Genomic DNA, 13501 nt, shown 5'->3' with positions numbered 1-13501 from the left:
GCCCAGCCGGTTCCTGCGGGTGCAGAAGCCGGCTGGGCGCGAGGCGGGGTCAGGCGCCGATGACGCCGCCGTCTTCCCGGGTGATGGCCATGACCGAGGAGCGTGGCTTGCCGTTGGGCAGGTGTTCGGGGAAGGTCGAACCGCCGTTTTCCCCAGGGTGCTGGATACCCACGAACAGGGTCTTCTGGTCCGGGGCAAAGGCGATCCCGGTGACTTCGCAGCCCACCGGTCCGACCATGAAACGGCGGATTTCACCGCTGTCCGGGTCGGCGCAGAGCATCTGGTTATTGCCCATGCCGGCGAAGTCGCCGCTATTGCTGTAGTCGCCGTCGGTGAGGATCCACAGGCGTCCGGCCTTGTCGAAACCCAGGCCGTCGGGGCTGTTGAACATGTTCTGCGGGGTGATGTTGGACGAGCCGCCCTTGGGCTGGCCGGCATGCACGCCGGGGTTGCCGGCCACCACGAACAGGTCCCAGGAAAAACTCATCGCGCCATGATCGTCGCCACCGGTGCGCCAGCGCAGTATCTGTCCGTAGACATTCTTCTCCCGCGGGTTGGGGCCGCCCACCGGCTGGCCGTCTTCGCCACGCTTGGCGTTGTTGGTCAGGGTGCAATAGACCTGGCCGTCCTTGGGGCTGACCACAATCCACTCTGGGCGGTCCATGCGCGTGGCCTGGACCACACTGGCGGCCAGTCGAGCCTGGATCAGTACCTGGGCCTGGTCGGCGAAGCCGCTGCTGGCGTCGATACCGTTCTTGCCGTGAGTCAACTCGATCCACTGGCCCTGGCCCTTGGGACGGTCCGGGTTGCCGTCGCCGGCATCGAAGCGCGCCACGTACAGGGTGCCGTGGTCCAGCAGGTCGCGGTTGGCCTTGGGGTTACGGTGGTTGATCTTGTCGCGGCTGATGAACTTGTAGATGAACTCCCCACGCTCATCGTCGCCCATGTAGACCACGGCGCGGCCGTCGCGTGTTTGTGCCAGGGCGGCGTTTTCATGCTTGAAACGGCCCAGGGCGGTGCGTTTGACCGGAGTCGATTGCGGGTCGAAGGGATCGATTTCCACCACCCAGCCGTGACGGTTGAGTTCGTTGGGGTTCTTTGCCAGGTCGAAACGCGGGTCATGGGGGTGCCAGTTGATGTCCTTGCTGGTCACCACCGCGCCGTAGCGTTTCTGCGCCGCGTCGAACTTCTGCTCAGCGTTACTGCTACCGAAGCAGTCGGTGAAGTTCTCTTCGCAGGTCAGGTAAGTGCCCCAGGGGGTCTTGCCGTTGGCGCAGTTCTGGAAGGTGCCGAGGACTTTCTTGCCCTTGGGGTCGGCGCTGGTCTTGAGCAGGTCGTGGCCGGCGGCGGGGCCACTGAGGCGGATCGGCGTGTTGCCGTGGATGCGCCGGTTGTAGCGTGAACCCTGGACGAACTGCCACTGGCCGTTCTTGCGCTGCACTTCGATGACCGAAACCCCTTCGCTGGCCTGGGCCTTGCGCACGTCCTCGGCGGATTGCGGCTGGCCGCCGTGGGGATAGAGGTAGCGGTAGTTGGTGTATTCGTTGTTGATCGCCATCAGCGCCCGGTGCTTGTCGTCCGGGAAGGCGAACAGGCTCATGCCGTCGTTGTTGTCGCCGAACTGCACTTCCTGGGCCCGGGCGGTGCCGTTGCCGCTGGGGTCGAAGGCCGGTCCGTTCTTGGCCAGCGGTTGGCCCCAACTGATCAGCACCGAAGATTTGTAGCCCGCCGGCAGGGTGATGTTGTCGCTGGTGGCGGCTGCAATGCCGGCAAAGCCCAGCAGTTGGCTATTGCCGGCGCTGACACTGGCGGCCAGGGCGCTGCGGCTCAACAGTCCGCCACCGAGAAACAGGGCGGCGCCACACAGGGCGCCGGCGCCGATGAAACCCCGGCGGCTGAGGCCGACCATCTGTTCCAGGTCGGTGGGTTGGTCTTCTTCTAACAGGCTCATATCAGGCTCCCTGCGGGTTTTTGCAGCCACCTTAATGAGCGCCTATGACGAATATGTTGCAGCCTGAAGTCGTCGCACTTCGGTTACAGCGGGGTGCCGAGCAGGACATGGGAGGCAGAGAACTGCACCTGAACCGGTTTGCCCTCTGTCATTTCCAGGGTCTTGAGCCGGTGCGGCTCGGCCAGGGCGCAGAGGGTCTGGCCGTTGGGCAGGGTGATGCGTACCTCGCAGGGGCCATCTTCGGCGTCGAGAATCTGCTCGATGATTCCGCTCAGGCAATTGTGTCCAGTTGTTACCGAGGCGTCGGCAGGATGCAGGTCCAGCCAGCCGGCCTTGATCAAGGCCACCACTTCGGTGCCGGGGTCCAACTCCAGGCGCTGGGTGCTGTCGTGGGTGATCTGCGCCTTGAGGATCAGGCCTTCTGGCAGTTCCAGGCTGATCAGGTCATTGCAGCCCTGAGACTCGATCCCGCGGATCTTGCCGTGCAGCTGGTTGCGGGCACTGGTGCGCAGCATCAGGCGCCCCAGCAGATCGAGATCGCTGGCATCTTCCGCAGCTTCCAGCACTTGGGCCTGCAGTGCTTGCAGGCGTTGGTAAAGGCGCAGCACGCGTTCGCCCTCGGCGGAGAGTTTGGCCCCGCCACCGCCCTTGCCGCCAACGCTGCGTTCTACCAGCGGACTCTGGGCCAGGTTGTTCAGCTCATCGATGGCATCCCAGGCGGCCTTGTAGCTCAGACCGGCGCTTTTGGCCGCGCGGGTGATGGAGCCCTGGTCGGCAATGTGTTGCAGCAGGGCGATGCGTTGCGGACGGCGGACGATGTGCTGGGTCAACAGAGTGGGCAAGGACATGGCAAGGACGCTTTGGGCACTGAAGATGGGCAGGGAGTTTGCGGCTTGAGCGATGAGAGTCAAGTCAGTCGGGGGTGTCGGGTCTTGCGGTCCGGGCCAGGCAATAGACATCCACTTGCTGGGCGCCGGCGTTGATCAGCAGCCGGGCCAGGGCCTGGGCGGTGGCACCTGTGGTGAGGACGTCGTCCACCAGGGCCAGGTGCCGGCCGGCCACAGGCGCGTCGGCGGTGAGGGCGAAGGCCTGGTACAGGTTGCGATGACGGGCACGGGCCCCCAGGCCCTGTTGCGCCGGAGTGTCCTGGGTACGCAGCAGCAGATGGGGTTCCACCGCCAGTTGCAGGTGCTCTCCCAGCCACTGGGCCAGCATGCCGGCCTGGTTGAAGCCCCGCTGGCGCAGGCGCCGGCGGGACAGAGGGACCGGCAGCAGGCAGTCTGGCCGGGATAGGCCTTCATCGTAGCGATAGTGAAGGTATTGGCTGAGAAGCTCGGCCATCAGGCGACCAAAAGGCCACTTTTCATGGTGTTTGAAACGGCTGATCAGGCTGTCCACCGGAAAATCGTAACGCCAGGGGGCGATGACCCGTCGAAACGCGGGGAGACGTTGCAGGCACTGGCCACAGGTCAGGTTGGCGGCGGGCAGGGGCAGGGCGCAGACCGAGCATTGGGCGCCGAGCCAGGGCAGTTCGTCCTGACATGAACTGCACAGGGCCAGGGCTGAATCGCTGGGTTCATCGCACAGCAAACAGGTTTGATTGTTTTTTGACCAGATGTAAACCTGTGTTTTGTATTCGGGTTGACAGTGCATGGCTCTTCCTTAAATATGCCGAACATCCGTGTTGCGGCTGTGGACTTTCCCTGTCCCGCACCGCTTGCCAAGCATAATCAAGGAATCGCCCATGAGCGCCAGCACCACCGCTACCCTGCGTCATGACTGGACTTTGGCTGAAGTCAAAGCCCTGTTCGTCCAGCCGTTCAATGACTTGCTGTTCCAGGCGCAGACGGTGCACCGCGCGCATTTCGATGCCAATCGGGTCCAGGTTTCCACCTTGCTGTCGATCAAGACCGGCGCCTGCCCGGAAGATTGCAAATATTGTCCGCAGTCCGGCCACTACAACACCGGTCTGGAAAAGGAAAAGCTCCTGGAAGTGCAGAAGGTCCTGGAGGAGGCCGCTCGGGCCAAGGCCATCGGCTCTACGCGTTTTTGCATGGGCGCCGCCTGGAAGCACCCTTCGGCCAAGGACATGCCCTATGTGCTGGAGATGGTCAAAGGCGTGAAAGCCATGGGCCTGGAAACCTGCATGACCCTGGGCCGTCTCGATCAGGACCAGACCGAGGCCCTGGCCAAGGCCGGCCTGGACTACTACAACCACAACCTCGACACCTCGCCGGAGTTCTACGGCAGCATCATCACCACCCGCACCTACAGCGAGCGTCTGCAAACCCTGGCCTACGTGCGTGACGCCGGGATGAAGATCTGTTCCGGCGGCATTCTCGGCATGGGCGAGTCCCTGGACGACCGCGCCGGCCTGCTGATCCAGCTGGCCAACCTGCCGGAGCACCCGGAGTCGGTGCCGATCAACATGCTGGTGAAGGTGGCCGGCACGCCGCTGGAAAACGCTGAGGACGTGGACCCGTTCGACTTTATCCGCATGCTCGCCGTGGCACGGATCCTCATGCCGCAGTCCCACGTGCGCCTGTCCGCCGGCCGCGAAGCGATGAACGAGCAGATGCAGGCCCTGGCATTCTTCGCCGGTGCCAATTCGATTTTCTACGGCGACAAGCTGCTGACCACCGCCAACCCGCAGGCCGACAAGGACATGCAGTTGTTCGCGCGCCTGGGCATTCAGCCCGAAGCCCGGGAAGAACATGCCGACGAAGTGCACCAGGCGGCCATCGAGCAGGCCCTGGTGGAGCAGAAGAGCAGCGAGCAGTTCTACAACGCTGCCGTCTGATCTCCTGTGGTAGGAGCCGGCGTGCCGGCGAATCCCGCGAACTGCTCAGGTCCAACGGGTTTCGCGTCGTCTGTTTCGCTGGCAAGCCAGCTCCTACGGGTAATGTGTCTGTGAGCCAATATCGAGGCCAGCATGTCTTTTGATCTCGCAGCACGGCTTGCAGCCCGTCGTGCTGAACATCTCTATCGCCAGCGTCCGCTGCTTGAAAGTCCTCAGGGGCCGCAAGTGGTGGTGGATGGCCAGCCGTTGCTGGCTTTCTGCAACAACGACTACCTTGGCCTGGCCAATCACCCGCAAGTGATCGAAGCCTGGCGCGCCGGTGCCAGTCGCTGGGGCGTGGGTGGTGGCGCTTCCCATCTGGTGATCGGTCATAGCGCTCCCCATCACGCTTTGGAAGAAGCCTTGGCCGAATTCACCGGGCGCCCGCGGGCGTTGCTGTTTACCACGGGCTACATGGCCAACCTCGGTGCGGTCACGGCGTTGGTCGGGCAGGGCGACACGGTGCTGGAAGACCGTCTCAACCATGCTTCCCTGCTGGATGCCGGACTGCTTTCCGGTGCGCGCTTCAATCGCTATCTGCACAACGATGCAGGGAGCCTGGCCAAACGCCTGGAGAAGGCCACCGGCAATACCCTGGTGGTCACCGATGGGGTGTTCAGCATGGACGGCGATGTCGCCGACCTGCCGGCTCTGGCCCGGGAAACCAAGGCCCGCGGTGCCTGGCTGATGGTGGACGATGCCCATGGTTTCGGCCCGCTGGGGGCCAACGGTGCCGGGCTGGTGGAACACTTCGGCCTGGGGCTGGATGAAGTGCCGGTGCTGGTCGGCACCCTGGGCAAGGCCTTCGGTACCGCCGGAGCCTTTGTCGCCGGCAGTGAAGAGCTGATCGAAAGCCTGATCCAGTTCGCCCGGCCCTATATCTACACCACCAGCCAGCCACCGGCGCTGGCCTGCGCCACGCTGAAAAGCCTGGAGTTGCTGCGCAGCGAGCACTGGCGGCGTGAGCACCTGGCGAACCTGATCCGTCAGTTCCGTCAGGGTGCCGAGCAACTGGGTCTGGAATTGATGGACAGCTTTACGCCGATCCAACCCATCATGATTGGCGACAGTGCCCGGGCCATGGAGTTGTCACGGATGCTCCGTTTGCGGGGGATCATGGTCACCGCCATCCGTCCACCGACTGTGCCGGCCGGCAGTGCGCGGCTGCGGGTGACCTTGTCCGCAGCCCACAGCGAGGCGCAGGTCCAGCTATTGTTAAGCGCGTTGGCGGATTGTTTCAGTGAACTGCAAACGGGGCCGAGCCATGCGTGATCGACTGATTCTGTTGCCGGGCTGGGGGCTGGGTGTGTCGCCTCTGGAACCCCTGGCGGCAGCGTTGCAGGGACTGGACGAGCATTTGCGGGTAGAGATCGAGCCTTTGCCGGAGCTGACCTCCAGTGATCTGCAGGAGTGGCTGGATGAACTCGATGACGCGATACCGGACAACGCCTGGCTGGGGGGCTGGTCTCTGGGTGGCATGCTCGCTTCAGAACTGGCGGCTCGTCGCGGCGAGCGTTGCTGTGGCCTGCTGACCCTGGCCAGCAACCCCAGTTTCGTCGCACATGAGCAGTGGTCCAGTGCCATGGCTGAGGAAACCTTTGACGGTTTCCTGGCCGGCTGCGCCGCTGATCCGCGAACGACCCTCAAGCGTTTTTCTCTGCTCTGTGCCCAAGGTGCTGCCGACCCACGAGGCTTGTCGCGGTTGCTCCTGGGCGGCGCCCCGACGACCCCGGGGTCGGTGCTGATGGCGGGCCTGGAGTTATTGGCGCAATTGGATACTCGAGCCGCCTTGCAGGGGTTTCGCGGGCCGCAGCTGCACCTGTTCGCCGGGCTTGATGGCTTGGTGCCCGCCGAGGCGGCCAGTGAGCTGCTGGCGTTGTTGCCGGATGTAGAAGTTGGCCTGATTGAACAGGCCAGCCACGGTTTTCTTCTGGAGGATCCCCACGGAGTGGCGGGGGCGATCCAGGCTTTCTTGCATGAGTCCGGTGATGACTGATTTGTCTGTTCCTGTCTTACCCGCAGGCCTGCCTGACAAGCGTCAGGTGGCGGCTTCGTTTTCCCGTGCTGCAGCCAGTTACGATAGCGTTGCCCAGTTGCAGCGCACGGTCGGCCAGCAATTACTGAGCCGTTTGCCTGAAGACTGGACGCCTGCGCGCTGGCTGGACCTGGGTTGTGGTACGGGCCATTTCAGTCGGGTGCTGGGGGCACGCTTCGCCGGCAGTCAGGGGCTGGCTCTGGATATTGCCGAGGGCATGCTCAAGCACGCGCGGCCTCTGGGTGGCGCCGAGCACTTCTTCGCCGGAGATGCCGAGCGCCTGCCGTTGCAGAACAGCAGCTGCGAGCTGATTTTCTCCAGCCTGGCGGTGCAATGGTGTGCGGATTTTTCGGCGGTGCTCAGTGAAGCCCAACGGGTGCTGAAACCGGGAGGCGTGCTGGCGTTCGCCAGTCTGTGTGTCGGCACCTTGCAGGAGCTGCGTGAGAGCTGGGGACGGGTCGATGGCCAGGTCCACGTCAATCGCTTTCGTGAGTTCGCACGTTATCGCCACTTGTGCGATGCCAGTGGTTTGCAAGTACGTAGCCTGGAGAGCGTTCCCCATGTCCTGCATTACCCGGATGTGCGTAGTCTGACCCACGAATTGAAAGCCTTGGGTGCACACAATCTGAATCCCGGTCGTCCCGGCGGCCTCACCGGACGGGCGCGTATCGCCGGGTTGATCGAGGCTTACGAGGGTTTTCGTCAGTCCCAGGGACTGCCGGCGACCTATCAGGTGGTGTATGCCGTGTTGGAGAGACCGCTATGAGTGCTGCCTATTTCATTACCGGCACCGATACCGATGTGGGTAAAACCACCATTGCTGCTGGCTTGTTGCATGCGGCGCGGCTGGCCGGGTTGAGTACCGCGGCAGGCAAACCTGTGGCCTCCGGGTGCGAGTTGAGCGCCAAGGGCCTGCGCAACGCCGATGCTCTGGCGTTGCTGGCGCAGTCGTCGTTGCCATTGAGCTATGAAGAGGTCAATCCGATCGCCTTCGAGCCGCCCATCGCACCGCACCTGGCGGCGCGAGAGGCCGGGGTGGCACTGACGGTGCAGTCATTGCTGACGCCCATGCGCCACATTCTGGCCAAGGGTGCGGACTTCACCCTGATCGAAGGCGCGGGTGGCTGGCGAGTGCCTTTGGCGGATCAGGACAACCTGTCGGATCTGGCCATGGCGCTGGGCTTGCCGGTGATTCTGGTGGTGGGCGTGCGCCTGGGTTGCATCAATCATGCATTGTTGACCGCCGAGGCCATTGCCCAGGACGGTCTGCAATTGGCGGGCTGGGTGGCCAATATCATCGATCCAAAGACCTCTCGCCTGGAAGAAAACCTCGCAACTTTGGCTGAGCGCCTGCCCGCGCCGTGCCTGGGCCGGGTGCCGCGACTCAAACCAGCCAGTGCCGAGGCGGTGGCCGAGCATCTGCAGTTGGATCTGCTGGACTAGATTTTGCCTATGGCAAGGCATTTTGCCATTAGTGTTTTTGACGGGTGTTTTCTTGACGGGTCTGCTTCAATAACACCCGTCATTCATTTTCAAGGTCGAGTTCTCCTATGGAAATCTCCGGGAACAGCGCTTTCTACGCCGGACTGAACGCGATTCAGACTGGGCAGAATCGTGTCGATCAAGGTTCCAGCCAGATCGCCAGCAGCGCCGTTGAGCGTTCTGCCGACAGCCAGGCGTCGGTGGATTCGGTCAATCGCCTGCCTGGCGTGGAACGCAGCCAGGATTCGGACCTGGCCAGCAGCATGGTCGATATGTCCATGGGCAAGATCCAGGTGGAACTGGGCGTGAAGGTCGCCAAGGCCTCTGATGAAGTCCTCGGTACGCTGATCGATACCTACGCTTGATTCTCCTCTGCTAAAGCCTGCCCTCCATCGAAGGCAGGCTTGTCTTCATGTCTTTCCTTTCTGTAGCGCGTTTTCTTCCTCTCCATAACTGATCGTCGGCAAGCCGGTTCCTACAATCTCATGGCCGGTGCTGTGGGTGTTCGCCTGGGCGTTGATTGTGTGCTGGTGACGAAAGGCATTTGCACGACGCTTGACAAGGTTTAGGCGTAAACGTATGTTTCAAACAACTGTTTGACCGCCATAAAAATTCGATGCGGTTGTTCATTCCCGGTTACATCAGCAGAGGTTTATCGCTATGCCTGACTACAAGGCCCCCTTGCGTGATATTCGCTTCGTTCGTGACGAGCTGCTCGGCTATGAGGCGCACTATCAGAGCCTCCCGGCTTGCCAGGACGCCACTCCAGACATGGTTGACGCCATTCTCGAGGAAGGTGCGAAGTTTTGTGAGCAGGTACTGGCACCGCTGAACCGTGTGGGCGACCTGGAAGGTTGCACCTGGAGTGAATCCGGCGTTAAGACCCCGACTGGCTTCAAGGAAGCCTACAAGCAATTCGTCGAAGGCGGCTGGCCGAGCCTGGCTCACGACGTTGAACACGGTGGTCAGGGCCTGCCTGAATCCCTGGGCCTGGCAGTCAGCGAAATGGTCGGTGAGTCCAACTGGTCGTGGGGCATGTACCCAGGCCTGTCCCATGGTGCGATGAACACCATTTCCGAGCACGGTACTCCTGAGCAGCAAGAGGCTTACCTGACCAAGCTGGTGTCCGGCGAGTGGACCGGGACCATGTGCCTGACCGAGCCGCACTGCGGCACCGACTTGGGCATGTTGCGCACCAAGGCCGAGCCTCAGGCTGATGGTTCCTACAAAGTCACCGGTACCAAGATCTTCATCTCCGCCGGTGAGCACGACATGGCCGACAACATCGTCCATATCGTTCTGGCCCGTCTGCCGGATGCACCGGCCGGCACCAAAGGCATTTCGCTGTTCATCGTGCCCAAGTTCCTGCCCAACGCTGATGGCAGCGTCGGCCAGCGCAACGCCGTGAGCTGTGGTTCCCTGGAACACAAGATGGGTATCCACGGCAACGCCACCTGCGTGATGAACTTCGACGCGGCCACCGGTTTCCTCATCGGCCCGGCGAACAAAGGCCTGAACTGCATGTTCACCTTTATGAACACGGCTCGTCTGGGCACTGCTCTGCAAGGCCTGGCCCACGCCGAGATCGGCTTCCAGGGCGGTCTGAAATACGCTCGCGATCGTCTGCAAATGCGCTCCCTGACTGGCCCGAAAGCGCCGGACAAGGCTGCTGATCCGATCATCGTGCACCCTGACGTACGTCGCATGCTGCTGACCATGAAAGCCTTCGCCGAGGGTAACCGGGCGATGGTGTACTTCACCGCCAAGCAGGTCGACATCGTCAAATACGGTGTGGACGAAGAAGAGAAGAAGAAAGCCGATGCACTGCTGGCTTTCATGACTCCGATCGCCAAGGCGTTCATGACTGAAGTCGGCTTCGAGTCCGCCAACCACGGTGTGCAGATCTATGGTGGCCACGGCTTCATCGCCGAGTGGGGCATGGAGCAGAACGTTCGCGACAGCCGTATCTCGATGTTGTACGAAGGCACCACCGGTATCCAGGCTCTGGACCTGCTGGGCCGCAAGGTTCTGATGACCCAAGGCGAAGCCCTCAAGGGCTTCACCAAAATCGTCCACAAGTTCTGCCAGAACAACGAAGGCAACGAAGCCGTTAAGGAATTCGTTGCACCGCTGGCAGCGCTGAACAAGGAGTGGGGCGAGCTGACCATGAAAGTGGGCATGGCCGCGATGAAGGACCGTGAAGAAGTGGGTGCTGCCTCGGTGGACTACCTGATGTACTCCGGTTATGCCTGCCTGGCCTACTTCTGGGCCGACATGGCCCGTCTGGCGGCTGAAAAGCTGGCAGCCGGCACTACCGAAGAGGCTTTCTACACGGCCAAGTTGCAGACTGCGCGCTTCTACTTCCAGCGCATCCTGCCGCGTACCCGCACTCACGTTGCAACCATGCTGTCGGGTGCCAACAACCTGATGGACATGAAGGAAGAGGACTTCGGCCTGGCCTACTAAGCCTCACCGAACTTTTTCAGAAAGCCGCTCGCCCTTCGGGTCGAGCGGCTTTTTTGTGCCTGCAGAATCTTCATGAAAATTCCCGACTAAATCGCTAAGCAGAAGCGATTTCCTGCCGTTAAAGAGATGGCAATGTGATGTCTGTCACACCGCGTGTGCTTAACTTCAACAAATGAAGGCACAATGCCATCTATTGATCAGCCGGGTCGGAGTTTTACCCTTGCCGCGTTCTTCCGCTGTACGTTTCAGTCATTTCCTTCCGTCTTTACTGCTTTTGCTTGCGGGGCTGGCGGCCGCCTACGTCAAGGACCTCAACGTCTTCTTCACTTCGCTGTTCAATGTGCTGCCAACGCTGGTGCTATTGCTTGGCGGAGCCTATTGCGCTGTGTACCGGCGCCAGCGCGAACTGTTTTTGATGGTCACGGTGTACATTGCCTACTTTCTGCTGGATACCCAGACCGATTTCTACCGGGATAACGGCAGGGTCCGCGAAGATGCTGCGGTGGTATTTCACCTCTGCTGCCTGTTGCTGCCCCTGCTGTTTGGCCTGTTTGCGGCCTGGCAGGAACGCACCCACCTGTTTCAGGACATGGTGGCGCGTTTTGCCGTGTTATTGGCGTTTGGCAGCGTGGCGCTGGGCTTGGAGCAGAGTTACCCACAGGCGTTGCTGAACTGGTTGGCAGAGATCCGTTGGCCGGCTTTGCATGGCAGTTGGATGAGCCTGATCCAGCTGTCGTATCCGGTATTCTTCGCGGCATTCCTGCTGTTGGCGATCCAGTACTGGCGCAGTCCGCGACCGCTGCATGCAGCACAGTTGGTGGGCTTGCTGGGTCTGTTCTGGATGTTGCCCAAGACGTTCATCCTGCCGTTCACCCTGAACATCATGTGCAGTCAGGTCATGCTGATGATCGCCGCGGCGGTGGCCCATGAGGCGTACCAGATGGCCTTCCGTGACGAGTTGACCGGCTTGCCGGGGCGCCGGGCGCTCAATGAGCGCATGCAGCGTCTGGGACGCAACTATGTGCTGGCCATGACTGACGTCGATCACTTCAAGAAATTCAATGACACCCACGGTCACGATGTCGGGGATCAGGTGCTGCGCCTGGTGGCCAGCAAGCTGTCAAAGGTCACTGGCGGTGGACGCGCCTATCGGTACGGCGGCGAAGAGTTTGCCGTGGTTTTTGCCGGCAAGACCCTGGACGAGTGCATGCCGCACCTGGAGATGATTCGCGAGATCATCGCCACCTACAACATTCAGTTGCGCAACCAGGACAATCGCCCCCAGGACGACCAGCAAGGTCGCCAACGCCGTGGCGTTGCTGCGGCATCCAGTGTTTCGGTGACCATCAGTATCGGTGTCGCCGAGCGGCTGATGGAACATCGGACTCCCGAGGAAGTGCTCAAGTCCGCCGACCAGGCGCTCTACAGCGCCAAGGGCGCGGGGCGTAACTGCGTCATGGCATTCGGGCAGAATCGCCGTGGTGCAGTACGCATGGATACGGCTGCGGGTTGAGTGATGATGGCGCATTCAGCGACTGGAGCGTCATTGGCAGGCTGAGGGTGGCGGCAGTAGCTTGGAGAAATCTGCTGCCGGAGAAATCATCATGCCCGAGTATCAAGCTCCCCTGCGCGACATGCGCTTCCTGATCGATCACGTCTTCGACTTTCATGGCGGTTACGCCGCACTGGGCGCCAGCGATGCCAGCCCGGACATGGTCAGCGCGATCCTCGAGGAAGGGGCGAAGTTCTGCGAGAACGTCCTGGCGCCGCTGAACCGCTCCGGTGACGAGGAAGGCTGCCATTTCGACAATGGCATAGTGACCACCCCCAAGGGTTTCAAACAGGCTTTCGCCCAATACGTCGAAGGCGGTTGGCATGGCTTGGCCGCCGATCCTGCCTATGGCGGTCAGGGGCTGCCCCATTCCCTGGGGCTGGTGATCAGCGAGATGGTGGGCTCCAGCAACACCTCCTGGGGCATGTACCCGGGGCTGACCCATGGCGCGATGTCGGCGATTCATGCCCATGGCACCGCCGAACAGAAGCAGCTGTACCTGAACAAGCTCACCGCCGGGCAGTGGACCGGCACCATGTGCCTGACCGAAGCCCATTGCGGTACCGACCTGGGCATCATCAAGACCCGCGCGGTGCCCCAGGCCGATGGCAGTTATGCATTATCGGGGAGCAAGATTTTCATCTCCGCCGGCGAGCACGACATGAGTGAAAACATCATTCACCTGGTGCTGGCGAAACTGCCGGACGCACCGGCCGGGACCAAAGGCATTTCCCTGTTCATCGTGCCCAAGTTCCTCCCGGACGCAGCAGGCGAAGTCGGTGAGCGCAATGGTGTGAGTTGTGGCTCCATCGAGCACAAGATGGGAATCAAGGCCTCGGCCACCTGTGTACTGAACTTCGACGGCGCCAAGGGCTTCCTGATCGGCGAGGCCAACAAAGGCCTGAACTGCATGTTCACCATGATGAATCACGCGCGTCTGGGTACCGGAATGCAGGGGCTGTGCCTGGGGGAGGCCAGCTTTCAGGGAGCGATCAAGTACGCCAACGATCGTTTGCAGATGCGTTCCCTGACCGGGCCCAAAGCGCCGGACAAGGCGGCTGACCCGATCATCGTCCACCCCGATGTGCGGCGCATGCTGCTGACCATGAAGGCGTTCAATGAGGGTAACCGGGCCCTGGCCTATTTCACTGCCCAATTGCTGGATGTGGCTCATCT

At 61.7% G+C, this 13501-nt stretch carries 12 protein-coding genes; 9 read left to right on the top strand and 3 right to left on the bottom strand.

Features of this window, described 5'->3' with window-relative positions:
• Window positions 1-49: 49 nt before the first annotated feature.
• The 3 genes from BLX41_RS21620 to BLX41_RS21610 all read right to left on the bottom strand — a co-directional run bounded on the left by BLX41_RS21620 (window position 50) and on the right by BLX41_RS21610 (window position 3604).
• Window positions 50-1951 (bottom strand): PhoX family protein, encoded by a 1902-nt coding sequence (locus tag BLX41_RS21620; protein WP_123726529.1) that lies wholly within the window; start codon window positions 1949-1951, stop codon window positions 50-52.
• A gap of 83 nt (window positions 1952-2034) precedes the next feature.
• A complete protein-coding gene (locus BLX41_RS21615; protein WP_123726843.1) occupies window positions 2035-2799 on the bottom strand; it encodes a TOBE domain-containing protein in 765 nt (254 codons plus the stop codon).
• 64 nt (window positions 2800-2863) lie between these two features.
• Window positions 2864-3604 carry a ComF family protein gene (locus BLX41_RS21610; protein ID WP_123726528.1) on the bottom strand — a complete coding sequence of 247 codons (741 nt, stop codon included), beginning with the start codon at window positions 3602-3604 and terminating at the stop codon, window positions 2864-2866.
• A 91-nt stretch (window positions 3605-3695) separates the two neighbouring features.
• On the opposite strand from BLX41_RS21610, the gene bioB reads away from it, so the two are divergent.
• The 9 genes from bioB to BLX41_RS35930 form a co-directional block, all read left to right on the top strand.
• On the top strand, window positions 3696-4751 hold the full coding sequence (bioB, locus tag BLX41_RS21605; protein WP_102861956.1) for a biotin synthase BioB: 1056 nt from the start codon (window positions 3696-3698) through the stop codon (window positions 4749-4751).
• 132 nt (window positions 4752-4883) lie between these two features.
• A complete protein-coding gene (gene bioF, locus BLX41_RS21600) occupies window positions 4884-6062 on the top strand; it encodes an 8-amino-7-oxononanoate synthase (protein WP_123726527.1) in 1179 nt (392 codons plus the stop codon).
• Window positions 6055-6786, top strand: coding sequence for an alpha/beta fold hydrolase (locus BLX41_RS21595; RefSeq protein ID WP_123726526.1), 732 nt, complete (start codon window positions 6055-6057; stop codon window positions 6784-6786). Before bioF ends, BLX41_RS21595 begins: the two co-directional genes overlap by 8 nt.
• Window positions 6779-7591 (top strand): malonyl-ACP O-methyltransferase BioC, encoded by an 813-nt coding sequence (bioC, locus tag BLX41_RS21590; RefSeq protein ID WP_123726525.1) that lies wholly within the window; start codon window positions 6779-6781, stop codon window positions 7589-7591. Before BLX41_RS21595 ends, bioC begins: the two co-directional genes overlap by 8 nt.
• Window positions 7588-8268, top strand: coding sequence for a dethiobiotin synthase (bioD, locus tag BLX41_RS21585; RefSeq protein WP_123726524.1), 681 nt, complete (start codon window positions 7588-7590; stop codon window positions 8266-8268). The genes bioC and bioD overlap by 4 nt, the downstream gene beginning before the upstream one ends.
• A 107-nt stretch (window positions 8269-8375) precedes the next feature.
• Window positions 8376-8672 carry a pyrroloquinoline quinone biosynthesis protein PqqE gene (locus BLX41_RS21580; RefSeq protein ID WP_123726523.1) on the top strand — a complete coding sequence of 99 codons (297 nt, stop codon included), beginning with the start codon at window positions 8376-8378 and terminating at the stop codon, window positions 8670-8672.
• Between the two features lie 295 nt (window positions 8673-8967).
• Window positions 8968-10773, top strand: coding sequence for a phenylacyl-CoA dehydrogenase (locus BLX41_RS21575; protein WP_123726522.1), 1806 nt, complete (start codon window positions 8968-8970; stop codon window positions 10771-10773).
• Window positions 10774-10993: 220 nt separating this feature from the next.
• Window positions 10994-12286: a GGDEF domain-containing protein gene (locus BLX41_RS21570; protein ID WP_102861949.1), complete on the top strand. Its 1293-nt coding sequence runs from the start codon at window positions 10994-10996 to the stop codon at window positions 12284-12286.
• A gap of 91 nt (window positions 12287-12377) precedes the next feature.
• Window positions 12378-13501: acyl-CoA dehydrogenase family protein (locus BLX41_RS35930; protein ID WP_259745064.1), on the top strand; the 1124-nt coding region annotated here is incomplete at its 3' end.

This window comes from Pseudomonas protegens (genome assembly GCF_003732485.1).
Classification (GTDB): domain Bacteria; phylum Pseudomonadota; class Gammaproteobacteria; order Pseudomonadales; family Pseudomonadaceae; genus Aquipseudomonas; species Aquipseudomonas protegens_B.
Note: the sequence above shows the minus strand (reverse complement) of the source record. Positions and strands in the feature narration are given on the sequence as shown.

What these genes read in the sequence shown, in the direction of transcription:
- BLX41_RS21620 (WP_123726529.1), bottom strand. Translation starts at nt 1,951, where the DNA reads ATGAGCCTGTTAGAAGAAGACCAACCCACCGACCTGGAACAGATGGTC.
- BLX41_RS21580 (WP_123726523.1), top strand. Translation starts at nt 8,376, where the DNA reads ATGGAAATCTCCGGGAACAGCGCTTTCTACGCCGGACTGAACGCGATT.
- BLX41_RS21610 (WP_123726528.1), bottom strand. Translation starts at nt 3,604, where the DNA reads ATGCACTGTCAACCCGAATACAAAACACAGGTTTACATCTGGTCAAAA.
- BLX41_RS21595 (WP_123726526.1), top strand. Translation starts at nt 6,055, where the DNA reads ATGCGTGATCGACTGATTCTGTTGCCGGGCTGGGGGCTGGGTGTGTCG.
- BLX41_RS21615 (WP_123726843.1), bottom strand. Translation starts at nt 2,799, where the DNA reads ATGTCCTTGCCCACTCTGTTGACCCAGCACATCGTCCGCCGTCCGCAA.
- bioB (WP_102861956.1), top strand. Translation starts at nt 3,696, where the DNA reads ATGAGCGCCAGCACCACCGCTACCCTGCGTCATGACTGGACTTTGGCT.
- bioD (WP_123726524.1), top strand. Translation starts at nt 7,588, where the DNA reads ATGAGTGCTGCCTATTTCATTACCGGCACCGATACCGATGTGGGTAAA.
- bioC (WP_123726525.1), top strand. Translation starts at nt 6,779, where the DNA reads ATGACTGATTTGTCTGTTCCTGTCTTACCCGCAGGCCTGCCTGACAAG.
- bioF (WP_123726527.1), top strand. Translation starts at nt 4,884, where the DNA reads ATGTCTTTTGATCTCGCAGCACGGCTTGCAGCCCGTCGTGCTGAACAT.
- BLX41_RS21575 (WP_123726522.1), top strand. Translation starts at nt 8,968, where the DNA reads ATGCCTGACTACAAGGCCCCCTTGCGTGATATTCGCTTCGTTCGTGAC.